Origin of the sequence: Paenibacillus sp. FSL R5-0345 (genome assembly GCF_000758585.1) — a bacterium.
In the GTDB taxonomy this organism is placed as follows: Bacteria; Bacillota; Bacilli; order Paenibacillales; family Paenibacillaceae; genus Paenibacillus_AQ.
Genome location: NZ_CP009281.1, coordinates 686628 through 710220, shown reverse-complemented (window position 1 = coordinate 710220; position 23593 = coordinate 686628). Strand labels below are relative to the sequence as shown.

Sequence of the window (23593 nt, the reverse complement as noted above, 5' to 3'; positions counted from 1 at the left end):
TATGAATAAGAAGCAAGGTATTCTCTATTCTGTTCTAGCAGTAACATTGGGACTAGGTGCTATACCTATAGGAACGATTCAAGCTGAAGGCGCTGTCAGCCCTCCTGTGGGAGGCGCTAAGGCAAGTCCTCTGACTGCTAACAATGATCATGCGGAAGCTATCTATAAAGCTGCATTACCGCTGTTGTCTTCCTCTAACAAGTTACCCGAAGCTATTAAATATTTGAACGCCAATATGTATGCGGTAGGTTCGTATCGTGCCACGATAATGACACTGAAGCTTGAGAATTTACACAAGGCGGCTCTTCCTGCGTGGGAGAGCAAATTCAATACCAGCAATGTCCAGCGGAAGCTCACCGCCATCTATAAGGCTGGCGCTAGTATGAAAACCCTTGCTGAGGCTACAGAAGATCCCGCACTGCGCACTCTACTGAAAAGTGCCAGCGAAAGCGGATATAAACTGGAGACGGCGGAGGGTACTTTTTTCCCTGTGATAGATTATGCAGCTTACCGCAAATATAAGCTTTATGTCACTAATGATATCAGTGCATATATCTCCATTATGGCCACGGAGTCTGATCTTCCTTCCTCCAAGGACAACGGGCTGGTCATTGGTTGGACCGATGTAGCTGCACGTGCATTGTCTCAAGAGCAATTCATTCAAAATTATCCGAAATCGAATCGAATTTCAGCTGTAAAATCCTTATACTCTATTTACGTTAACAATACGTTCTACGGTCAGAACAACACGCCCCTCTTCCACTATGACAATCTGGAAATGGACTTGGAGGCACAGAAAGCCTACTCTAGCATTCTGGCCAAGAATAACGATAGTAGCTCATTCCTACAGAAACTAGATGGCTTCATGAAATTGATGAAGGATAATAGTTTTAAATTAAACGATGAAGTCGAGCAGTTCCGTAAGACTACCATGCCACTCTAATATGCTAGAAATATAAGACATTATACAAAAGGCCCGCCCCAATTTATTCTGGGACGGGCCTTTCTATGTTCATTAACGAAATATTTAAAGTGATGAAGGAAATTAAATAAGGATGTTAAAGAGATTGGAATCCTTATTGATTTCTACGTAATCGACGCCCTTCTGCTGCATCCGTTCGATGAGAGGTTCATAGGCATCTGTAGATAATAGTTCAATGCCTACAAGCGCAGGGCCGTTCTCTTTATCATGCTTCTTAATATACTCGAATCGGGTAATATCATCGTGAGGTCCAAGGATCTCGCCCAAGAACTCACGCAGGGCACCTGCCCGTTGCGGGAAGTTCACCATGAAGTAGTGCTTTAAGCCTTCGTAGATCAGAGACCGCTCTTTGATCTCCTGCATACGGTCAATATCATTGTTACCACCGCTGATGATGCAGACAACCGTCTTACCGCGGATTTGATCACGGTATTGATCAAGTGCTGCGATAGGTAAGGAGCCCGCTGGCTCAACCACTATAGCATTCTCGTTATACAGTTCCAGAATGGTGGTACAAGCTTTACCTTCAGGCACCATCACAATGTCATCCAGATGCCGGGAACAAATATCATAAGTCAGTCCGCCGACGCGCTTAACAGCCGCTCCGTCCACGAACTTGTTAATTTCTTTAAGCGTTACCACTTCTCCAAGCTTGATTGCTTCAGTCATTGAAGCGGCTCCGAGCGGTTCCACACCAATCAACTTAGTGGATGGACTGACCGTCTTCACATAAGTGGCTATTCCTGCTGCCAGGCCGCCCCCACCTATCGTTACGAACATAAAATCCGCAGGATGGTCCAGATTCTCCATTACTTCCATCGCTATTGTTCCATTGCCTGCAATAATTCTCGGCTCATCAAACGGATGGATCAACGTCATTCCATGATCTATACAAGCTTGCAGTGCTTCATCATAAGCGTCATCGAAAGTATCACCCTTCAGAATGACCTCAACAAACTCACCGCCGAACCGCCGAACTTGCTTCACCTTCTGGTTAGGTGTGGTGCTCGGCATATAGACCTTGCCCTTAATTCCAAGTGCCTTACAGGAGTAGGCTACACCTTGTGCATGATTTCCTGCACTCGCGCAGACAATGCCTTTAGCTCTATCTTCTGCTGATAAACTACGAATCATATTATAAGCTCCACGGATTTTAAAAGAACGGACAATCTGTAAATCCTCGCGCTTCAAATATACATCGCAATCATACTTGGCCGATAGTACGGCGTCACGCTGTAGTGGAGTCCGGATGATGACCTCCCGCAGTACGTGATGAGCCCGTACGATATCTTCCATTCCTACGATTCGGTCTTCCTCTTCTCTCATAACCCTCTCGCCTCACTATCATCTAATCATTCTCTTCTTGTAACATACTCTCCCAAGGACATTTTTTCAAGCATTGTCCGCTGCACGCAATACAATATTGAAGTAAAACTCACACTTTTTTTATACTAAAAAAGAGACTATAGGAATCTCCCATAATCTCTTTAAGCTCATATACGTTCAAGATCTGAATACTACTAATCCTGTTGCTTCAGCATCCACTTCAGCAGATCAGGTAGGCTTGTCCACAAGCGTGAGTGTACAATCACATATTCGATCGCTTCGTTTGCATCGCCCATTCCTACAAAATCCGGTAGGTTATGCGGCAATCTCTTGATCCCTAATAAATAATCCGGCACATGCTTGTTCACATTCCGCGCTACGCGGTACAACATTTTCAGTTGGGAAGTGATCCCGTTCTTCTTATATTCTAAGACCATACGGTCGTAAGCTACTGTCGCTGCAGCATCTTTTCCGAATTTCTCCAGCACTAATTCCGTCTCTGCCAGCTTATTGCTGTAGAGGTATGCTGCAGTCAGAAGGTAACGTGCACCTGTGTTATCTTCCGGGTTAAGCGCTAAAATATGTTCGAGCGTCTTAGCGGCTTCTTCCGCATTTCCGCTAAACCAGCAGGAGTCAGCGTAGCTTTTACAGATTCGAATGTATGGACGCGTCTCGTGGAGGTCCCAGAAATGTCCTTTGTTCTCAGCGAAAAAGGTTTCCCCAAGCTCACGTGCACCTGCTTCCATCCCTGCTTTCAGGAAAGCTCGGGCATCGGTTTCGTTCTCTGCTTCCTCAGCCAAAATGAGATAAGCATCCGGACTGTCCGGATAAACCTCTAGCGCGGCTTCAGCTAACTGAATCCGGCGGTTGGATGTATTGGTTTGCATAGCCTTTTGTAATAGAGCCTGCTCCTGATCCTTCGGACTGCCTGAGACATTCAGCAGAAGTAGTTCTTCCTCCGCTCCACCCATGCCATATTCCTCAATGTAATTAAGCATCTCTTTAACTTTTCTAGAAATAGTAGGTGTAGTAACCTCATGTTTAGTGGCAAGATCTGCTTGCGTTAGTGAGAAACCATATTCCTCAGACAAAATAAATTCAATTGCTGCGCAGAAAGAGCCCATTTTCTTCACAGCAGGCTTAGTCTTACGGGAATAACCATTCCACAGAACTAGAGCTTCCCAAATAAGCTCTCTATCATAGCTTTCTCTCATGCTCTCAATAAGGTGCAGCGCCAATTGTTCATGAGCTGGGTGCTCCCACTTCAGATCACGTGACACTTTTTTTCTGAGCGTAGCAAGAGTGATTTTTACTTCAGGTTGTGCTACGGGTTCCTGCTTCTCAGCCACAATCTCGCTAGCTGCCGCTTCTTCCTTGTTTACAAGTTGCATGATGGACTCTACTGCAGAGGTTTCTTTCCCAAGGCAGCATTTCTTATATTTTTTCCCGCTTCCGCAAGGACACATATCATTTCTTCCAATCTTACTCAAAACGAATTCCTCCTTAAATCTGTGAGTAGCCATTCGCCATAAGCGTATCGCTAGTATGCACTATAAGTATCATCATTTCCAGGCACGAGGCATCCTTTAAAAGGTTACTTCACAAAGTCTGAAGGACTCCGATTTAAAAGGGCCTTCCCATGATCGGAAAGACCCTTATCTGTATATATCCGCACATTTTCCCCCGTACGTGTAGTATTATAGCACTTCTTCTATCACTTGTCAGTCCTTTTTTAGGACTTTTAGCGCAAAAAATGCTAGATACAGTTCTTTATCCTTATAGCAAAGCTTTCATAGCGATGTCGCTGCGGCTTTGTTTTCCGGAGTAAGTAATTCCTTCAGCCCTGGCGTAAGCTGCAGCACGAGCTTCAGCAATCGTAGCACCTAGGCCTACCACGCCTAGTACCCGACCCCCATTTGTCACCCAGCTTCCGTCTTCACCACGCGCCGTACCGGCATGGAAGATCAACCCTCCTTGGCTGTCTTCAAGGCCTTCAATCGGTACACCCTTTGGATAAGGGCCTGGATATCCTCCTGAAGCGAGAACTACGCATACAGCCGCTTCGTCGCTCCATGTTATGTCGATATCTGCAAGTCTACCCTCGGTAACCGCTAAAAAGATTTCTAGCAAGTCGCTCTTGAGTCTAGGCAACACGACCTGTGTCTCAGGATCACCGAAACGAGCATTAAACTCAATCGTCTTAGGTTTTCCCTCTGGAGAAATCATTAGTCCCGCAAACAGTACACCGCTGAAGGGACGACCTTCATCCACCATGGCTTTTGCTGTTGGTTTAATGATGGTCTCGATTGCTTCTTGGATAATAGCCTCATCAATATGTGGTAAAGGCGAATAGGTACCCATTCCGCCGGTATTAGGACCTTTATCCCCATCAAATACGGGCTTATGATCCTGAGCAGCAGCCATAGGACGTACCGTCTCTCCATCGACAAAAGCCAGAATCGACATTTCCTGTCCAGCTAGAAACTCCTCAATAACAACCTGCGCGCCTGCCTCACCGAATACCTTAGTGACCATAATATCAGCGAGCGCTTGCTCTGCTTCTTCCCGAGAATAAGCGACCGTCACACCTTTTCCTGCGGCCAGACCATCTGCCTTGATGACGATCGGCAGCGGCTGCTCCCGTAAGTAAGTTAGTGCAGCTTCATAGTCGTCAAACTTCTCATAGGCTGCTGTCGGAATATTATATTTATGCAGAAGATCCTTCATAAAGGTTTTGCTGCCTTCGATCTCCGCCGCATTCTTACGTGGACCAAACACAGGAATATCCTGTGCTTCAAAAGCATCCACAATCCCAGCAGCGAGCGGATCATCCGGTCCGATTACAACAAGACCTACTTCCTTCTCTTTTGCAAAAGCCGTGAGGCGATCGAACTCGAATACTCCGATCGGCACACATTCGGCTAACTGCGCAATCCCGGCGTTGCCGGGTGCGCAATAGATTTTACCTGCCTTGGGGCTTTGGGATAGACTCCAAATCATCGCATGTTCCCGACCGCCGCCGCCAACCACTAAAATATCCATCCGAATATGATCCTCCCAGTGCTCTAGTGTTTGAAATGACGGACGCCTGTGAAGACCATAGCAATACCATACTCATTAGCGACCTTAATTGATTCTTCGTCTTTAATGGAGCCGCCTGGCTGAATCACAGCAGTGATACCTGCTTTTGCTGCCATTTCTAGCGTATCGCCCATTGGGAAGAAAGCGTCGGAAGCAAGTACAGCTCCCTTGGATTTTTCACCGGCTTGTTCGATTGCAATTTTTGCTGCACCCACACGGTTCATTTGTCCTGCACCTACGCCAACAGTCATATCATCAGCTGCGAGTACAATCGCATTAGACTTCACGTGCTTAACTACTTTCCATCCGAACAACAGCTGTTTCAATTCTTCTTCTGTTGGTTTACGGTCCGTAACAACTTGTAGATCATCTGGGTTTACAGAGTGCACATCGCTCTCCTGTACAACCATTCCTCCATCGATCGAAGTCACTACAAAGTTGCTCTTACGCGCACTAGCTGTACTAAGATTACCGATTTTGAGTAAACGGAGATTCTTTTTCTTTGTAAGGATTTCCAGTGCTTCTTCCGTAAAGCCTGGTGCCAAAACGATTTCGAGGAAAATATCTTTCAGAAGGTTCGCTGTGTCTGCATCAATTATGCGGTTCGCTGCTACAATTCCGCCAAAGATAGAAGTTGGATCGGCGTTGTAAGCTTTTTGATAAGCTTCGTATACACTTTCACCCACACCTACACCACAAGGGTTCATATGTTTAACCGCTACGACAGCAGGCTCTTCAAATTCCTTCACGATTTGCAGTGCTGCGTTAGCATCGTTGATATTATTGTAAGACAACTCTTTGCCGTGCAATTGCTCAGCCGCAGTGAGTGTATCCAGTGCCGCCAATGGCTTGCGATAGAACGCCGCTTTTTGATGCGGGTTCTCACCATAACGCAGATCCTGAATTTTCTCATAAGTCACGGTGTAGCGCTCTGGAAGAGGCTCGCCAGTAACGTTAGCCAAATAATCGGAAATTAAGGCATCGTAAGCCGCCGTATGACGGAACACTTTTGCCGCAAGACGTTTGCGTGTTTCTAGCGTTGTATCTCCACCTGCGCGAACCTCTTCAAGTACTGTAGCGTAGTCATTAGCATCCACCACTACACTTACAAAAGCATGGTTCTTCGCTGCAGAACGCAGCATTGTAGGTCCGCCGATATCGATATTCTCGATGGCTTCCTCGTAGGATACGTCAGGTTTTGCGATCGTTTCCGCGAACGGATACAGATTCACAACAACCAGATCGATGTAGTCCAGTCCAAGCTCCTTCATTTGACGCGTGTGCTCCTCGTTATCACGAACCGCAAGCAATCCGCTGTGTACAGCAGGATGCAACGTTTTGACACGTCCGTCCATGATTTCCGGGAATCCTGTCACATCGGAAATCCCGATGACTGGAACACCTTCTTTAGCCAAAAGCGTGCTTGTTCCACCTGTAGAGATAATTTCTACGCCTAATGCAGACAACTCGCGGCAAAAATCCACGATACCTTGTTTATCTGATACGCTGACTAGCGCTCTTTTGATACTCACTTTGAATAGTCCTCCTTCAGGTTGTACATGCGATTTAATATGAAGAAAACCCACAACGCGACACATAACGCCGCTTATGCAATATTTCCCGAGAAATACCCTGAAACATCTCGGTCTGTCACCAAATGTCGATCCAAAACTTCGAATGGCTGCGGTGCAGCTTACTTTTCGCGGATAATCGTCTTTCTTCCACGCAGTTCCACTTTCCCGCTGGCAAAAGCGCCAACCACTTCGGGGTACAGCTCATACTCAACCTTATGAATACGTTCTGCCAATGAATCCGCCGTGTCGTTATCCTGCAGGGCTATGCTACGCTGAGCAATAACAGGCCCGGTATCCATACCTCCATCGACAAAATGCACAGTAACACCCGTCAGCTTTACGCCATATTCCAGCGCTTGTCCGATAGCATCTTTTCCCGCAAAAGCAGGCAGCAGCGATGGATGAATGTTAATAATTCGTCCAGCATACGGCGTTAACAGCACAGGTGTAATGAGACGCATATACCCTGCCAGCACAACCAGCCCGATTTCCCGCCGCTGAAGCTCTGCTACGATCTCTGCTTCGTAGTCTTCACGGCTGGCGAAATCTTTTGGCCGCAGCAAGAGGGCGGGAATGCCCGCATCCTCCGCACGCTTAGCTACAGGTGCCTCTGGCTTGTCGGATACAAGCAACTCAATATTGCCCTCACCAAGCAAGCCCGCTCTCTGTGCATCGATTAGTGCTGCAAAATTACTGCCTTGCCCAGAAGCAAAAACAGCGATTCGACTCAATTGCATCACACTTCAGCTCCAGTAAAGGTTACTTTGTGTTCCCCTTCTGTCACTTTACCAATGATATATGCCTCTTCCCCGCTAGCTTTTAGCAGTTCAAGAGCACGTTCTCCATCAGCAGCACTAACTACCAGAACAAGTCCAATTCCCATATTAAAAGTAGTAAACATATCACGGTTGCTTACGTTTCCTTTGTTCTGCATCAATCCGAAGATCGGCAGAATCGGCCACGATCCGTAATTAATCTCCACATCTACACCGTCAGGCAATACGCGCGGGATATTCTCAATGAATCCGCCACCCGTAATATGTGCCATACCTTTTACCGGAAGCTGCTCTAACAGTGCCAGCAAAGGCTTTACATAGATCTTAGTTGGTGCAAGAAGTACATCCACAAGCGGAGCTCCAAGCTCCGGAAGCACATCATTCAGACCATAGCCATCTTCCTCAAGCAAAAGCTTACGCACCAGCGAGAAGCCGTTGCTGTGCACGCCGCTAGATGCCAGACCGATCACTGTGTCTCCAGCAGCGATGGTTGCGCCTGTTACCAGCTTCGCTTTGTCAGCTACACCAACCGTGAATCCAGCGATATCATACTCTCCCGCTGAATACATGCCCGGCATTTCAGCTGTTTCGCCGCCAATCAATGCGCAACCTGCTTGGTGACAGCCCTCTGCGATCCCTGCTACGATCGCTTCGATTTTCTCCGGCACGACTTTGTCGCAAGCCAGATAGTCGAGGAAAAAGAGCGGCTCTGCGCCTTGCACTACAATGTCGTTCACGCACATAGCCACAGCGTCGATCCCAATCGTGTCATGGCGATCTGCCGCGAACGCGATTTTGAGCTTCGTGCCTACACCATCAGTACCAGACACAAGGACTGGCTCTTCATATTTATCTTTATTGAGGCCAAACAGCGCTCCGAACCCACCGAGATCCGTCATTACTTCTGGACGGTAAGTACGTTTTACGTGTTTCTTCATGCGTTCTACCGCTTCATTACCAGCCGCAATATCCACTCCGGCGTTTTTATAAGCTTCCGACACTTGGGACACCTCATCTTTAAATTAGTTTAGAGCGCGTTTGGGCGCATTCGGGACCAGTGGTGGTTATTGGAGTTATTGCGAGGAATGTTTGGACTTCCGATCGCTGTTATGCTCGAATTCCTTTGAATTTGTTACCGCTGAGCGGTAGAAATTCGAGCATAAAGGCGAACGCTAACGCTTCTACAGTTCCAAACTTCCTCTCCATAACTCCCTCCAACCACCGCTTTCACCCTACTGCAAGCCGCAGTGCGCGCCTTGCACACGGACCTCAAGACCTCGGTGCATGAGCTGCGCCATGCACCTCCTTAAGCGAAATAAGCGAAGCGCCGAGCTTGGCAAGCCAGTCTCGGCGGTAGCATGCAGACGGAGGGCTAAAACCCTACGCTAGCAGCTGCAGCCATCTTTCTCTTCCCCGCCAAAATCAACCTGCGTCGGGTAATCGTTATCGAAGCAGGAAAGGCATAGCCCGCCTTTATAATCATCTTTGTTGTGACCACCAATGGAAGCGATTAGGCCTTCCGGTGACAGGAATGCCAGGGAATCGGCATTGATCTCTTCGCACATTTCCGCAATGGTCTTGTAGGACGCGATGAGATCGCGGCGGTCTGGGGTATCAATGCCATAGAAGCAAGGATTCTTGAAGGGCGGCGATGTTATCCGCACATGCACTTCAACAGCTCCCGCTTCACGAAGCAGATTGACGATCCGCCGCGAAGTTGTGCCCCGCACGATGGAATCATCGATCATGACGACACGTTTACCATCCACCACGCTGCGAACCGCGCTTAGCTTCATTTTCACACCTTGCTCACGCAATTCTTGGCTCGGCTGGATGAAGGTCCGGCCTGTGTATTTATTCTTGATGAGCCCAAGCTCATAAGGAATGCCCGTCTGCTCCGCATATCCGATCGCTGCCGAGATACTCGAATCCGGTACACCGGTTACGAGGTCAGCATCTACGAAAGCTTCTAATGCCATGCGGCTACCCATCCGCTTCCGGGCGGTGTGCAGGTTAGCGCCGTTCATATCACTGTCTGGACGAGAGAAGTAAATATACTCCATCGCGCACAGCGCTTTACGTTTAGGCTCGGTAAAACGGTCCTCTAAGAGGCCGTTTTTATCGAGCACGAGCAGTTCGCCGGGTTCGATATCGCGAATCAGCTGCGCTCCGATGACTTCTAGTGCGCAAGATTCGGAAGCAAAAATATATGCATCGCCGATCCGCCCCATTACAAGCGGACGCAAACCGTGAGAATCCGAAGCAACAATTAATTTGTCATTCGTCATGAGCAGAAAAGCGAACCCGCCAACCAGTTGTTTCAGCGCATCCTTAGCCGCTTCAACAAAATCCTTAGGCGAACGTGCAATCAGATGCGCCAGCACTTCGGTATCACTTGTGGTTTGAAAGATCGATCCGCTTTGCTCTAGCTGCTTACGAATCAACGGTTCATTAACAATGTTACCGTTTGTAGCAATCGCCAAATCACCGTCACGATATTTGAATACGAGCGGCTGTGCATTGGTTAAGCGGCTGTCCCCACTGGTGGAATAACGTACATGCCCGATAGACATGTCTCCAACCAGTGAGGCAATTTTGTCCTTGTCGAATACTTCTTTTACTAACCCCATCCCGCGGTGATAGTTGAAATCACGACCATCTGCTACGCAGATGCCCGCACTTTCTTCCCCTCGGTGCTGTAAGGCGTGCAAGCCGTAATAAGACATGGACGCCGCTTCCGGGTGTCCGAAGACCCCGAAAACGCCGCATTCTTCTTTTAATGTGTCAAAAATATCTCCCGAGCCCGTTCCTTCATTGTAAAAGTCACCAGTCCACAGGATAGGAGTCTCCTGCTCTTTCCCGGTCTTTATTTCATAAGACATGGAATAGCATCCTCCCACACGAATTTCAATTCTGCTACAGCTTCATCTAATACGGATGCACCGTCCAGATTTACGCGCAGTCTGTCTCCACCTACAGTTCCGATGATTTCCACGGGTACGCCGCTGGCAGCAATCGCTGCTTTTAGCTCTTCTGCACGTTCAGGCGCTGCTGTCAGCACGATACGCGATTGGCTCTCACTGAACAATGCTACATCGGATCTAAGTCCATTAGCAGAAAGCTCAACGTTCGCACCAATGCCACCGCTGATACAGCTCTCTGCAAGTGCTACAGCAAGGCCGCCTTCGGACAAGTCATGTGCCGAACGCACCAGACCGCCGCGAATCGATTGAAGCACTGCGCTCAGCAGTTTTTTCTCAGTAGCCAAATCCAAAGCTGGAGGACGGCCTTCGGTTACACCATGAACGGCATATTGAAATTCACTACCACCAAGCTCAGCTTTTGTTACACCTAGCAGAAGGATAGAGTCTCCTTCTTGTTTGAATCCTTGAGTCGTAATATGATCTGTATCCGCTACTAAACCAACCATGCCGACAACCGGCGTTGGATAGATGGATCCCGTAGTATTTTCGTTATAAAGACTGACATTACCACCGATAACCGGAGTATCCAGCACACGACAAGCTTCAGCCATACCATCAACCGCACGTTCCATTTGCCAGAACACATCAGGTTTCTCAGGGTTTCCGAAGTTTAGGTTATCCGTAATAGCCAATGGTTCAGCACCGGAACAAACGATGTTACGTGCCGCTTCGCTGACTGCAATACGTCCGCCCACTTCAGGATCAAGATAAACGTAGCGACCGTTACAGTCCGTAGTCATCGCTAACCCTTTACGTGTACCATGAATGGTAACTACAGCCGCATCAGATCCAGGTCGAACAGCCGTGCTAGTACGCACCATATAATCATATTGGTTGTATACCCATGCTTTGCTTGCTACGGTTGGTGATCCAAGAACAGTACGCAGTGCACCGCCTAAGTCCGTAACTTCCTCGTAACGAAGCGTGTCCACCGATTCATTTTCTACATAATAAGCAGGAACCTCAGATGGTTTGTTATAGACTGGGCACTCATCCACGAGCGCTGTTACTGGCATGTCTCCAACAACTTCACCGTGATGATACAGCTTCAAGCGACCGTCATCCGTAACTTTACCGACCTTACAGCAGATTACACCCCAGCGATCAAAAATCTCTTGCGCCTGAGCTTCATCCTTCGGTTCTACTACGAACAACATCCGTTCTTGCGATTCCGAAAGCATCATTTCATAAGGAGTCATGCCGTCTTCACGTTGTGGCACCTGATCCAGATACAGCTCCAGACCGTTGCCCGCTTTACTTGCCATCTCGGCACTAGAGCAGGTAAGTCCAGCCGCACCCATATCTTGAATCCCAATAACGATACCGCTGTCGATTAACTCTAAACAAGATTCCATAACGAGCTTCTCCATAAATGGATCGCCTACTTGTACAGCTGTACGTTTAGCTTCTGACTCTTCACTTAGTTCAACGGATGCAAAAGTAGCCCCATGAATCCCATCACGTCCTGTTGGAGGTCCTACGTAGAAGACCGGGTTCCCTACACCTTTAGCGACACCGCGTTGGATTTTATCATGATCGATCAGACCGACACACATTGCATTAACAAGCGGGTTACCGTCATAGCTATCATCGAACATGATTTCGCCGCCCACGGTTGGAATCCCGATACAGTTACCATAACCAGCAATACCAGACACGACATGCTCGAACAAATATTTCACGCGATCGCTTTCCAGTTTGCCGAAACGCAAGGAATTCAGCAATGCGATAGGTCTTGAGCCCATGGAAAAAATATCACGAATGATGCCACCTACGCCTGTTGCCGCGCCTTGAAAAGGTTCTACCGCAGAAGGGTGGTTATGACTTTCAATTTTGAATACAACCGCTTGGTTGTCTCCGATATCTACAATCCCTGCGCCTTCGCCGGGTCCCATCAGGACACGTGGTCCAGTAACCGGGAAACGTTTCAACAATGGCTTAGAGTTCTTGTATGCACAGTGTTCGGACCACATTACGCTGAATACGCCGATTTCGGTATAATTCGGCAAGCGTCCCATAAAAGACTTGATGAGCTCATATTCGCTGTCCGACACACCGAATTGGCTGTAAATTTTCTGCTCTGCGATCTGTTCTGCGGTCGGTTCCTTAACGGATACTTGCTGCGTCATGACGATCCCTCCAAGTCTTCAGTATAGATGTGAACATCCGTTTGCCATCTTCTGATCCGAGCAAGCTGTTAGCTGCACGCTCAGGGTGAGGCATCATGCCGACTACATTGCCCTGTACGTTACTAACACCCGCAATATCAGCTACAGATCCGTTTGGATTATCGCTATATGTGAACACGATCTGATTGTTAGCTTTCAGCTCTGCTAAAGTCTCTTCATCACAGTAGTAGTTTCCTTCGCCGTGAGCGATTGGGATGATGATTTCTTCATCCTTAGCATAGTCAATAGTAAATGGGGTTTCGTTATTAACAACCTTAAGTACTGTATCATGACAACGGAACTTCATGGACATGTTACGACGCAGCGCGCCCGGCAACAAACCAGCTTCAGTAAGAATTTGGAACCCATTGCAAATGCCTAGCACGAATTTCCCTTGCTCTGCTGCTTTAGCAACTTCAGCCATAACAGGAGCAAATCTTGAAATCGCGCCGCAGCGCAGGTAATCACCATATGAGAATCCGCCTGGAACCAAAATGCAATCATACGCCGACAAATCTGTCGCTGTATGCCACACATAGTCGACGGGTTCGCCGAGACTGTCCTCTACCGCCTTGTAGCAATCAATATCACAGTTGGAGCCTGGGAAGACAAGTACAGCAAATTTCATGTCGTTTAGTCCTCCAATTCGTAGCGGTAATCCTCGATCACCGTGTTGGCAAGTAGCTTTTCGCACATTTCCTTGAGACGCACTTCTGCTTCAGCACGGTTATCCGTGTCCAAAGTCAGCTCCATATATTTCCCAATACGCAAACTTTCAACCTCTTGAAAACCTACCGAATGAAGTGCTCCTTGCACTGCTACCCCTTGTGGATCGAGAACGCTCTTCTTGATGGTGACATATACCGTCGCTTTTAACATATGCTTGTAGTTCCTCCTAAATTTTTATGTGTATATACTTTCTGAAAGCTGAAACTCTACTAAAAGTAACTCTAGCTTCAAAAACAAAAACATATACTTAATTTATTCTCATGAGTAAACACACTATGTTGAGCTATAAAGACTTGCCAGTAAGACGATGATAAATGTCCAGATAACGGCGTGTAGTTTCTTCAACTACTTCTTGTGGAAGTGGATCAGGTTTACTATTTTTATCCCAGGAGGATGCAGATAGATACGTACGAACAGGCTCTTTATCCATACTATCAATTTCGATATCAAGAGCATATTTGTCCTTGGCCCAGAAGCGTGAAGCATCCGGCGTAAAAATCTCATCAATCAGAATCACCTTGCCGTCCAGCAAGCCGAATTCGAATTTGCAATCTGCAAGAATAATTCCCCGCTCAGCACAGTACTCTCTGGCAAAAGAGAACAACTGCAAGCTCTTCTCCTGCAGCTCGAGTGCCAGATCAGCACCGATTAACTCCTGCATCTTTTCAAAAGGAATATCCTCATCATGACCTACATCATTTTTAGCCGCAGGGGTAAAAATCGGCTGTGCCAGCAGCGCATTTTTGCGCAAATCTTTAGGAAGCTCAATACCATTGACTTTGCCTGTTTCTTGATACTGTCTCCAGCCCCCACCGGTAATGCACCCACGCACCACACATTCGATATCGATGCGTTCCGCTTTGCGTACCACCATAACACGGTTTCTGAGTGCCTCTTTGTCCTTAACGATGTCTCCGAGCAAATCCACATCGATATGAACGACATGATTCTCCATTAGCTCTTTGGTCTTTCCGAACCAGAACGCACTCAGACGGTTAAGCACATTGCCCTTTTCAGGTACCGCTGGGTCCAGCACATAGTCAAAAGCAGATATCCGATCCGTGACGACGATCAGTACATTCTCCCCTAAATCGTACAGCTCACGAACCTTCCCTTTATAGAGCAGCGGCGCATTGATGAGTTCCACGGCTGTGGATACGGCCGACGATGTCATGACCTTTCCTCCCTTGAACTAATGATCTTGATTTCTGCAACTGGTCTCAAAGGCGTAATTCCGAGGAATGTTTGGACTTCCGATCGCTGTTATGGTTGGATTTCCTGATTTGAACCGCTCTTCGCGGTAGAAATCCAACCATAAAGGCGAACGCTAACGCTTCTACAGTTCCAAACTTCCTCTCCATTACACCATTCGACCAACTTCCTTTATATCTAACTCCTTAGTTCACCACTAACTTATCTTTTTTTTAGATAAGCTCTAGCTTGCGGAAGATGGTGTCCACATGCTTAAGGTGCCAAGAAGGGTTAAATGCATCTTCAATCTCTTCTGGGGTAAGAACGTTAGTGATTTCAGGTGTAGCTTCCACGATATCGCGGAATTGTTTTTGCTCTTCCCATGCTTGCATAGCACGCGGTTGAACGGTATCGTACGCTTGCTCACGGCTAAGGCCTTTGTCGATCAGTTTAGTCAAGATCCGACCGGAGAAAGGAACGCCGAAGGTACGGTTCATGTTACGCTTCATGTTCTCTGGGAATACAGTCAGGTTCTTCACAATGTTACCGAAACGGTTCAGCATGTAGTTGAGCAGCATTGTTGCATCCGGAAGGATGATACGTTCCACGGAGGAGTGCGAAATATCGCGTTCATGCCAAAGTGGCACATTCTCGTAAGCTGTAACCATATGTCCGCGAATGACGCGGGACAGACCGGAAATGTTCTCGCAGCCGATCGGATTACGTTTATGTGGCATAGCGGATGAACCTTTTTGACCTTTAGCAAAAGCTTCTTCCACTTCACGAATCTCACTCTTTTGCAGGGCGCGGATTTCAGTAGCGAATTTGTCTAACGATGTCGCTACCAAAGCAAGAGCAGCCATGTATTCAGCATGACGGTCACGCTGTAACGTTTGTGTAGAGATTGGAGCTGGGCTTGTGCCGAGCTTGCGGCAAACGAATTCTTCTACGAAAGGATCGATGTTCGCGTACGTACCAACGGCACCGGAGATTTTACCGAACTGCACACCGTTCGCAGCATGGCGGAAACGCTCCAGGTTACGTTTCATTTCTTCGTACCAAAGCGCCATTTTCAGACCGAAGGTGGTTGGCTCGGCATGAACGCCATGTGTACGGCCCATCATCGGTGTATCTTTGTAGGCAATAGCCTTATCTTTAAGGATCTCAATAAAGTTGATGATATCCTTCTCTAGAATCTCATTCGCTTGACGAAGCAAGTAACCCAGTGCAGTATCTACCACGTCAGTAGAAGTAAGACCGTAGTGAACCCATTTGCGTTCTGCGCCAAGGCTTTCGGAAACCGCACGTGTAAATGCGATAACGTCATGACGTGTCTCTTGTTCTATTTCATCAATGCGTGCGATGTCGAATTTAGCGTCTTTACGCAGTTTAGCTGCGTCTTCGTGCGGGATAACTCCCAGCTCAGCCCATGCTTCACAAGCGCAGATCTCAACTTCCAGCCACGCTTTGAATTTATTTTCCTCCGTCCAAATAGCTCGCATCTCAGGTCTGCTGTAACGTTCGATCATATTCTTTAGTTCCTCCAAAGTTTAGATTGCTCCACCCAGGACAAGCCGTCTCCGGTATCCTTGCAGAGCAGATTGATATGGCCCATCTTGCGGCCGGTCTTACTCTCAGTCTTGCCATATATATGAAGCTTAGGTACAACACCCAGCTTATTATCTTTTTCGTCCTGTGTACAGGTCGCTTTAATGGCGCCATCCAAATGCTGACCTAGTACATTTACCATAACTACGGGTGTCAAAAGCGTTGTATCGCCCAGCGGCAGATTACAAATCGCCCGGACATGCTGCTCGAACTGTGAAGTCGCGCAAGCGTCCATGGTATAATGCCCGGAGTTATGCGGCCTTGGTGCTAGCTCATTGACGAACAATTGCCCATCCTCTGTGACGAACATTTCTACAGCCAACAGCCCAACCGCATCAAGTCCAGCGATTAATGTCTCTGCCAATTCGCATGCTCTCCGCTGAATCTCCTCTGATACTCTTGCAGGCACAATAGACAGATGCAAAATATTATTCACATGAATATTCTCCGATGGCGGAAAGCTCTTAACCTCTCCAGATGCACTGCGTGCAGCAACAACAGATATTTCACACTTAAAAGCGACAAATTTCTCAAGCACCAGCTCCGGTACAACCGCTCCGGGTGCTACTTGCCGGAAGGCTTCTTCCAGCTCTTCCTCCTGCCGGATCACGGCTTGTCCTTTGCCGTCATAACCGCCTGTGGCTGTCTTCAGCACACAGGGAAGTCCAAGTTCAACCGCCGCCACTTTCAGCTCCGCAAGGCTATCCACCTTCCGGTACGGGGCGACGGGTACGCCCGCCGCCTCGATGGCGGCTTTTTCGCGCAGCCGATGCTGTGTCGTATACAGCAGCGCGCTGCCCTGCGGCACGTACGATTCCTCCGTCAGCAGCGCGGCAACACCCGCGTCGACGTTCTCGAACTCGTACGTGATGACGTCCGAGCGGCGCGCTAGCTCCCGCGCCGCGTCCCGGTCGTTATACGCCGCTGTAATCTGCGGCGTAACTTGACCGCTAGGCGCATCCGGCGCAGGGTCCAGCGCCACGAAGCGGTAGCCCATGGCGCTGCCAGCCAGCGCCATCATGCGCCCGAGCTGCCCGCCGCCGAGCACGCCGACGGTCGCGCCGGGCAGTAGCGTCCGGACGGTGCCCGTACCGGACGCATTAGTAGCAGCTGGCGAATTAGCGCCGCCAGCCTCCTGCAGCTTCAGCTCCTCCGGTCTCATAAGCTGTCGCTGCTTTCAAGGACTTCGCCCGTGATCGCATCCCGCCGCAGCTGCGCACGCTGCTGCACTTCTGGATCGAACGCTCCGATAATCTGTGCGGCCAGGAGGCCTGCATTAATGGCTCCTGCCTTACCAATGGCTACCGTTGCCACTGGAATGCCTCCTGGCATCTGCACGATGGAGAGAAGCGAATCCAGCCCATTAAGCGCCTTCGACTGCACTGGCACTCCAATCACAGGCAGAATCGTCTTTGCTGCCACCATACCCGGCAAATGCGCGGCACCGCCCGCTCCTGCAATAATGACGCGAATACCCCGGCCCGCGGCTTCCTCCGCATAGCTGAACATCAAGTCCGGCGTCCGGTGCGCGGATACTACCTTCTTCTCATAAGATAATCCCAGCTCTTCAAGCACCGCACAAGCGTGCTCCATCGTGTCCCAATCCGATTTACTGCCCATGATAACAGCTACCTGTACTGACATGATTCGACCTACCTTCCAGTCACTAGTATGGATATCTTTATCTTATAAATTCGAATAAAAAAAGCCCGATGACCAGACGCATTTTGCTGCGGGAGGATCGGACTAGTAAAGAAATTAGGAAAAAATAATCCGCGTGCCTATCATTAGGCTGCATTAAGCGCGGAAAATGGCATAATGCATCATTCCGTTACCCGGACCGCATTGCCGCATTCTATCATCCTATTTCCTCGTAGTCCGGTAATTTACGGTTCCCGGGTAGAAACTTCCGGGCCATATCCCCGGTTTTATACGAGTTGCTCATGACATCAGTTTAACAATCCCCTACACAGGATGTCAACTCAAACACGAACATTTGTAAATTAGGATTACTAAACGTTCGCTTTTAGGCGAATTTAAATTCTCAACAGCCACTTATTTTGATGATAAAGACTTCTTTCCGTACACTCTTAGTTCTAACACCAGATGTTATATTAAGCATAAAACTTATACTTTCTTATATTTGAAAAAAGGAACGCCATAAGCGTCCCTTTTAACTCTATATTATTTGACCACCAGCACAGGAATGCGGGCGCTTTGTACTACATTGTGACTCACACTTCCCAGAACAAATTCACGTATTCCGCCAAGTCCGCGGCTGCCGATGACAATGATGTCCACAGCCTTTTCTTTAGCATATTTCAAAATCACTTCAGCAGGCGATCCTTGTAAAAGCTCAACCTCAGCATTCAAGCCTTCAGCCTCAAGGCGTCCCTTCACTTCTTCCGTAGTTTGTACTGCTAAATCATAATATTCTTTATTTACTGAAGCTGGCAGTGGTGCTAAAGCTTCTCCGATAAAAAATCTTGGGAATTCAAATGCGTGAACAACATGCAGCGTAGAGCCCGGAGTTACTTTTGCGAGTTCAATTGCGCGCTCCAATGCTTGATTAGAAGCCTTTGATCCATCATAGGCGAGTAAAATTTTAGAGAATAACATGTACGCCACCTCTTTTTCTAGTTTGTAATCATAAAGACTATCACCTTAAAAAATAGCTGTACAAAAAGATATTCAGCAACAGAAGTAACGGAATTCCGATCCTAAAGGACATATGTCGTGTCTTGTGGCGCTTACGATACATGGCAATCAGCACGCCTAGTGCCCCGCCCATAGCTGCCAGCAGAAAAAGTGTCTTCTCAGGTACACGTTCTCGCCGTTTACGGGCTTTGATCTTGTCTTCGGACATCACTACATATCCGATTATATTAATTACCACAAACCACAACATTATAACCTTGACCATTCTCCCGGGCTCTCCTCCTTGCTACCTATCTATCTCTATTATATTCCTCTTTTTCACAAAAAACCAATCATCCTTACACGCTCTGATAACTTCGCTGTCTGCTTCTTTCGTTTCACTGCTTCGCATCCTTCATCCATATCCATGACAACACCGCAGCCAGCGCCGCCGCAATTCCGCCCAGCCAAAACCCCCCGGTCAAACCATAGTGAGCACTCATCCAGCCTGCCACGAACGGTCCCGCCGACATGCCTACCGCATAGACAGCCTGATAGAAGCCCATAGCTGTTGCACGTTTATATGGATCCACTTCTGACACCGACTTGCCTAACAACAATGGAAAAATAAGTCCCTGCATAAATCCGTTTCCTACCTGAGTCAGACAAAGCATCGCTAACGTCGGCATAGAAGGAATAAGAAGTGTAAACAATGCACTGCCCGCGAAGCCTATGATAAGCGTCCCCCTGTCCCCTAGGAGTCTTCCGAATGTCCGTGAGCCGTAGAGGGTCGCGACAGCATGCGGAATCATGAAAGCAAGCGTCAGCCAGCCCAAGCTTTCTTTGCTTGCTCCGATATTCAGGGCTTGGTTCGGAGTATATCCGAACATCGTAATGAATAGCACACAGTGTGCCAATACAGACAACAGTGAGACTCTTACCAAAAGGGGCTCCTTCATAACACCCGCCAAATCCTTGATCTGGATCGCACTTTGCCGTTTCTCCTGTTTTTGTTCAGGCAATCGCAGAGCAAGCAGCAACGCCGCAATCGCTACAATTCCACCCATCAAGAACGGGGTATTCCAGCCCCAATGCTCCACCATATAGCCACTGATCATCATACTGGTCAATTGGGCGATAACTGTAGTAAATTGCAGCATGCCCATTGCTTTTCCAGCTTCCTCTTTCGGGAAATAGCCCGCGAACATCACAGTGTACACGACCCATGCCGAAGCCGCTATACCGGATACCGCACGTGCTGCCAATGCCCAAACAGGCTGTGCTCCCCACATAAAAAGAAAACAGCTGGCTCCGCTCGCAATCAATCCCAGATAGATAAACGGCCGCCGCCGATTCAAATAATCTGAACCGATACCAATCGGCAGTCGGAACAGGATCTGCATTAACCCGTATACGCCAAGCACCATGCCTACCATAAAATACGATGCTCCCAAATGCTCCACATACGGTGAAAGCACCGGGACATAAATATAAGAAGAGAACCAGAACATAAATACAATCACAAGAAAGAAAAACCTGCTGTTACCCTGACCCTGTGGGCTATCTGCCGCTTTCACTGGATCCACTTGCTGCTCCGCTGCCACCCTAATCACCTGCTCTATGTATTTGCTTAACATTCTAATTCAAAGCCTATCCGTAGACTACAAAAACTTACGCGAATAAAAAAAGACTACTGAGCAAACTCAGCAGTCTTCATTATTACTATCCAATTTCCCTGAACAAAAGTTAGTAGCAACAACAGGTTTACCTAGCTCTCTACTTATCCTTCTTTTGCCCTTCAAGCGCTGCTTTCAGCAGTTCCCCAAGGTTAGAGCCAATGCTTTCTTGCTTACTGTATTGCTGTACCAGCTTTTGCTGTTCGCGTTTATTCACATGCTTGTGGTCCTTATCCAAAGTTTCTGTGATTCCACAGCCCAGACATTGAACGAACATACCTGCTTTACCCTCTTTAAGCTCCATTTTCTTATGGCACTGCGGACAGCGGCGATTCGATAATCTTTTCTCTCCGGCCCGGGTATAACCACAGTTATCCGCAGGACACACAAGCAACTTCCCCCGTTTGCTCTTTTTCTCGAGTAGTCTTGTACCGCATTCCGGACAATTACTGTTTGAGACATTATGCGGTTTGTATTCTGCTCCGCTTGTTTTTACACCAGTCACTAATTCTTGTGCCATACTGCGTATACCTTGCAAAAAGAGCTCCGGTTTACCTTGACCACGCGCAATTTTCTCCAGCTCAGCTTCCCAGCGCGCAGTTAGATCCGGAGTCCGTAGCTGGGTGGATACCAGTTCGATAAGCTGCTTGCCTTTTCCGGTCGGATGCAGAAGATTGCCCTGACGTTCAATGGTATCGGAGCTCACCAGCTTCTCGATAATATCCGCGCGCGTCGCCGGGGTTCCCAGTCCGTGCTTCTCCATTTGCGTCAAAAGTGAAGCTTCATTGTAACGCTTCGGTGGCTGTGTCCGTCCAGGACGCACTACACAACGGCTAATCGTGACAGTTGCCCCTTCGCGAAGCTCAGGCAGCTTTACACTGCCAGCTGCTGGCTCGTCCGATGATTCCTCGTCATCATCATTACTCATATCTCCACCGTACACTTCACGCCAGCCGGCATCTTTTACCGTCGTTCCTTTGACATGAAAGCTCTCGCCTTCCACATTGACGGTAACAGCTACCGCATCATAGCGCGCTGGGGGATAGAACAAGCTGATAAAACGCCGCACAATCAGATCATACAGCTTACGTTCCTCAGTACTCAGTCCATTTAATAATACAGTCTGCTCTGTCGGAATAATGGCATGGTGATCACTTACTTTACTATCATCCACAATTCGCTTCGTAATCGGCAGCGGTTTGCGCAGCAGTGGGCGTGCCAGCGCCGCATATGGTCCGACAGCCACACTCTCCAGTCTTTCCTTAAGTGTGCCCGTCATATCTGCAGTTAAGTAACGACTGTCCGTACGTGGGTAAGTGACTAGCTTGTGCTGCTCATATAAACGCTGGAGCACACTGGAAGTCTGCTTCGCGGAGAAGCCGAACTTCCGGTTCGCATCACGCTGCAATTCAGTCAGATCATAAGCGAGAGGATGGGGCTCGCTCTTTTCACTCTTCTGCACCTTAATAATACGACCGCTACGTCCAGTAAGCTTATCCTTCAGACTTGCTGTCTTTTCCTTTTCGAATATCCGCCCATCTCCGTTACTAGCGCGCCAAGCTGCTTGGAAATCCCCGAAATCTGCAGTTAACGTCTCAAAATCAACGGAACGGAAACCCGTTATTTCCTTTTCACGATCCATAATCATCCCTAATGTCGGTGTTTGCACCCGTCCTGCCGAGAGCGGTGAACCGAACTTGCAAGTCAAAGCTCTCGTGACATTAAGACCAATCATCCAGTCCGCCTCTGCGCGGCAACGTGCTGATTCGTATAGACGATCAAATTCCCGACCTGGGCGGAGCTTAGCGAATCCCTCTTTAATCGCCTTATCGGTCTGCGAGGATATCCATAGCCGCCGGAATGGCTTTTTCCACCCTGCCATAGTCATAATCCAGCGAGCCAGCAGCTCACCTTCACGGGCAGCGTCTGTAGCCACCACAAGCTCCTCAATATCCTGTCTTTTCATTAGATGCTGAACAGCCTTGTATTGCTGATTCGTCTCCCGAAGCACCTTCAACTTGGTCTTCTCCGGTAAAATCGGTAAATCCTCCAATGCCCAGGTTGCAAACTTTTTATTATAATCCTCAGGCTCTGCCAGGCCGACCAAATGTCCCAGCGCCCAGGTAACCACATATTTTGGACCTTCAATATAACTCTTCTGTTTATTATTACATCCCATAACTCGTGCAATCTCGCGTGCAACAGACGGCTTCTCCGCCAAAACTAATGTCTTCATAATGCTCCCCTTTCCACATCAAATTTCATTATAGCATTAAATGAATGATAGCAAATATCGTCAGGCTTTACCGGGTCACTCCGTTATACACTAAATAATATCTGATACCCGAAAGGAGTCATAGTCAATGAATGAACAAGAAAGCTATAATATAGTACCTATAGGTTGGGTTACAGGTACGCCACGTAATTTGCGACTGGAAATCAAACCGGAATTTAGCCCGGCGCTTAAAGGTTTATCTCAATTTAGTCATTGCCAAGTGCTTTGGTGGCTGCACGAGTTTGCAGATGATCAATTCCGCCAGACTACACAGATTCAACCACCTTATGACGAAACATTAACTGGAGTATTCGCTTCCCGTTCCCCTATTCGACCTAATCCAATTGGGCTTAGTGTAGCAGCAATCCTGTCTGTCGATGAAGCTTCTGGCATCGTAGAGGTGGCTGGGCTTGATGCCTATCCTGATACACCAATTCTCGATATCAAAGCCTATTTTCCTAGTGCAGATCGCGTAATGGAAGTGACCGTTCCCGATTGGGCTGCTAATTGGGGGGACTGGATGGCTGAATAATTGAAGTGGTAGTTTTGAACACCACCTCTATAAAAAGTTATGGGAGGACATCTC

The 23593-nt window shown here is 48.1% G+C and carries 20 protein-coding genes and 1 riboswitch; of the genes, 2 read left to right on the top strand and 18 right to left on the bottom strand.

Going from position 1 to position 23593, the window contains the following annotated elements; translation table 11 throughout:
• Position 1: 1 nt before the first annotated feature.
• A complete protein-coding gene (locus R50345_RS30070) occupies positions 2–943 on the top strand; it encodes a hypothetical protein (RefSeq protein ID WP_052414445.1) in 942 nt (313 codons plus the stop codon).
• A gap of 102 nt (positions 944–1045) precedes the next feature.
• Here R50345_RS30070 and ilvA read toward each other — a convergent pair whose 3' ends face one another.
• The 18 genes from ilvA to R50345_RS03110 all read right to left on the bottom strand — a co-directional run bounded on the left by ilvA (position 1046) and on the right by R50345_RS03110 (position 22968).
• Positions 1046–2308: a threonine ammonia-lyase IlvA gene (gene ilvA / locus R50345_RS03195; RefSeq protein ID WP_042124049.1), complete on the bottom strand. Its 1263-nt coding sequence runs from the start codon at positions 2306–2308 to the stop codon at positions 1046–1048.
• Between the two features lie 194 nt (positions 2309–2502).
• On the bottom strand, positions 2503–3798 hold the full coding sequence (locus tag R50345_RS03190; protein ID WP_042124048.1) for an SEC-C metal-binding domain-containing protein: 1296 nt from the start codon (positions 3796–3798) through the stop codon (positions 2503–2505).
• Positions 3799–4084: 286 nt separating this feature from the next.
• The gene (gene purD / locus R50345_RS03185; protein WP_042124046.1) at positions 4085–5350 is read right to left on the bottom strand and encodes a phosphoribosylamine--glycine ligase; all 1266 of its coding nucleotides are present in this window, start codon (positions 5348–5350) and stop codon (positions 4085–4087) included.
• A 23-nt stretch (positions 5351–5373) separates the two neighbouring features.
• On the bottom strand, positions 5374–6921 hold the full coding sequence (gene purH / locus R50345_RS03180; RefSeq protein WP_042124044.1) for a bifunctional phosphoribosylaminoimidazolecarboxamide formyltransferase/IMP cyclohydrolase: 1548 nt from the start codon (positions 6919–6921) through the stop codon (positions 5374–5376).
• Positions 6922–7082: 161 nt separating this feature from the next.
• Positions 7083–7700, bottom strand: coding sequence for a phosphoribosylglycinamide formyltransferase (gene purN, locus R50345_RS03175; protein ID WP_042124042.1), 618 nt, complete (start codon positions 7698–7700; stop codon positions 7083–7085).
• Positions 7700–8740 carry a phosphoribosylformylglycinamidine cyclo-ligase gene (purM, locus tag R50345_RS03170; protein WP_042124040.1) on the bottom strand — a complete coding sequence of 347 codons (1041 nt, stop codon included), beginning with the start codon at positions 8738–8740 and terminating at the stop codon, positions 7700–7702. Before purM ends, purN begins: the two co-directional genes overlap by 1 nt.
• A gap of 384 nt (positions 8741–9124) precedes the next feature.
• Complete coding sequence (gene purF / locus R50345_RS03165; protein ID WP_042124038.1) at positions 9125–10621, bottom strand: amidophosphoribosyltransferase; 1497 nt, start codon at positions 10619–10621, stop codon at positions 9125–9127.
• On the bottom strand, positions 10606–12852 hold the full coding sequence (gene purL / locus R50345_RS03160) for a phosphoribosylformylglycinamidine synthase subunit PurL (RefSeq protein WP_042124036.1): 2247 nt from the start codon (positions 12850–12852) through the stop codon (positions 10606–10608). Before purL ends, purF begins: the two co-directional genes overlap by 16 nt.
• A complete protein-coding gene (gene purQ / locus R50345_RS03155; RefSeq protein ID WP_042124034.1) occupies positions 12830–13519 on the bottom strand; it encodes a phosphoribosylformylglycinamidine synthase subunit PurQ in 690 nt (229 codons plus the stop codon). Before purQ ends, purL begins: the two co-directional genes overlap by 23 nt.
• A 5-nt stretch (positions 13520–13524) precedes the next feature.
• Positions 13525–13770: a phosphoribosylformylglycinamidine synthase subunit PurS gene (gene purS / locus R50345_RS03150; RefSeq protein WP_036680912.1), complete on the bottom strand. Its 246-nt coding sequence runs from the start codon at positions 13768–13770 to the stop codon at positions 13525–13527.
• Between the two features lie 133 nt (positions 13771–13903).
• Positions 13904–14794 carry a phosphoribosylaminoimidazolesuccinocarboxamide synthase gene (locus R50345_RS03145; protein WP_042124030.1) on the bottom strand — a complete coding sequence of 297 codons (891 nt, stop codon included), beginning with the start codon at positions 14792–14794 and terminating at the stop codon, positions 13904–13906.
• Positions 14795–15044: 250 nt separating this feature from the next.
• Entirely contained in the window at positions 15045–16340 is a 1296-nt protein-coding gene (gene purB / locus R50345_RS03140; protein WP_042124027.1) for an adenylosuccinate lyase, read from the bottom strand.
• Positions 16341–16345: 5 nt separating this feature from the next.
• Positions 16346–17581, bottom strand: a complete 1236-nt coding sequence (gene purK, locus R50345_RS03135) for a 5-(carboxyamino)imidazole ribonucleotide synthase (protein WP_081390081.1) — start codon at positions 17579–17581, stop codon at positions 16346–16348.
• A complete protein-coding gene (gene purE / locus R50345_RS03130) occupies positions 17578–18063 on the bottom strand; it encodes a 5-(carboxyamino)imidazole ribonucleotide mutase (protein WP_042124025.1) in 486 nt (161 codons plus the stop codon). The genes purK and purE overlap by 4 nt, the downstream gene beginning before the upstream one ends.
• A gap of 210 nt (positions 18064–18273) precedes the next feature.
• Positions 18274–18375, bottom strand: a riboswitch (purine riboswitch).
• A gap of 228 nt (positions 18376–18603) precedes the next feature.
• On the bottom strand, positions 18604–19038 hold the full coding sequence (locus R50345_RS03125; protein ID WP_042124024.1) for a universal stress protein: 435 nt from the start codon (positions 19036–19038) through the stop codon (positions 18604–18606).
• A 40-nt stretch (positions 19039–19078) separates the two neighbouring features.
• Complete coding sequence (locus R50345_RS03120) at positions 19079–19342, bottom strand: DUF1294 domain-containing protein (protein ID WP_042124022.1); 264 nt, start codon at positions 19340–19342, stop codon at positions 19079–19081.
• Between the two features lie 112 nt (positions 19343–19454).
• Positions 19455–20693: an MFS transporter gene (locus R50345_RS03115; RefSeq protein ID WP_081953984.1), complete on the bottom strand. Its 1239-nt coding sequence runs from the start codon at positions 20691–20693 to the stop codon at positions 19455–19457.
• A 139-nt stretch (positions 20694–20832) separates the two neighbouring features.
• Entirely contained in the window at positions 20833–22968 is a 2136-nt protein-coding gene (locus R50345_RS03110; RefSeq protein WP_042124020.1) for a DNA topoisomerase III, read from the bottom strand.
• A gap of 127 nt (positions 22969–23095) precedes the next feature.
• On the opposite strand from R50345_RS03110, the gene tsaA reads away from it, so the two are divergent.
• Entirely contained in the window at positions 23096–23539 is a 444-nt protein-coding gene (tsaA, locus tag R50345_RS03105) for a tRNA (N6-threonylcarbamoyladenosine(37)-N6)-methyltransferase TrmO (RefSeq protein ID WP_042124018.1), read from the top strand.
• Positions 23540–23593 lie beyond the last annotated feature (54 nt).

What these genes read in the sequence shown, in the direction of transcription:
- purN (WP_042124042.1), bottom strand. Translation starts at nt 7,700, where the DNA reads ATGCAATTGAGTCGAATCGCTGTTTTTGCTTCTGGGCAAGGCAGTAAT.
- R50345_RS30070 (WP_052414445.1), top strand. Translation starts at nt 2, where the DNA reads ATGAATAAGAAGCAAGGTATTCTCTATTCTGTTCTAGCAGTAACATTG.
- purL (WP_042124036.1), bottom strand. Translation starts at nt 12,852, where the DNA reads ATGACGCAGCAAGTATCCGTTAAGGAACCGACCGCAGAACAGATCGCA.
- R50345_RS03120 (WP_042124022.1), bottom strand. Translation starts at nt 19,342, where the DNA reads ATGGTCAAGGTTATAATGTTGTGGTTTGTGGTAATTAATATAATCGGA.
- R50345_RS03145 (WP_042124030.1), bottom strand. Translation starts at nt 14,794, where the DNA reads ATGACATCGTCGGCCGTATCCACAGCCGTGGAACTCATCAATGCGCCG.
- R50345_RS03125 (WP_042124024.1), bottom strand. Translation starts at nt 19,038, where the DNA reads ATGTTATTCTCTAAAATTTTACTCGCCTATGATGGATCAAAGGCTTCT.
- purK (WP_081390081.1), bottom strand. Translation starts at nt 17,581, where the DNA reads ATGAGACCGGAGGAGCTGAAGCTGCAGGAGGCTGGCGGCGCTAATTCG.
- ilvA (WP_042124049.1), bottom strand. Translation starts at nt 2,308, where the DNA reads ATGAGAGAAGAGGAAGACCGAATCGTAGGAATGGAAGATATCGTACGG.
- R50345_RS03110 (WP_042124020.1), bottom strand. Translation starts at nt 22,968, where the DNA reads ATGAAGACATTAGTTTTGGCGGAGAAGCCGTCTGTTGCACGCGAGATT.
- purF (WP_042124038.1), bottom strand. Translation starts at nt 10,621, where the DNA reads ATGTCTTATGAAATAAAGACCGGGAAAGAGCAGGAGACTCCTATCCTG.
- R50345_RS03115 (WP_081953984.1), bottom strand. Translation starts at nt 20,693, where the DNA reads ATGTTAAGCAAATACATAGAGCAGGTGATTAGGGTGGCAGCGGAGCAG.
- purE (WP_042124025.1), bottom strand. Translation starts at nt 18,063, where the DNA reads ATGTCAGTACAGGTAGCTGTTATCATGGGCAGTAAATCGGATTGGGAC.
- tsaA (WP_042124018.1), top strand. Translation starts at nt 23,096, where the DNA reads ATGAATGAACAAGAAAGCTATAATATAGTACCTATAGGTTGGGTTACA.
- purD (WP_042124046.1), bottom strand. Translation starts at nt 5,350, where the DNA reads ATGGATATTTTAGTGGTTGGCGGCGGCGGTCGGGAACATGCGATGATT.
- purS (WP_036680912.1), bottom strand. Translation starts at nt 13,770, where the DNA reads ATGTTAAAAGCGACGGTATATGTCACCATCAAGAAGAGCGTTCTCGAT.
- purQ (WP_042124034.1), bottom strand. Translation starts at nt 13,519, where the DNA reads ATGAAATTTGCTGTACTTGTCTTCCCAGGCTCCAACTGTGATATTGAT.
- purB (WP_042124027.1), bottom strand. Translation starts at nt 16,340, where the DNA reads ATGATCGAACGTTACAGCAGACCTGAGATGCGAGCTATTTGGACGGAG.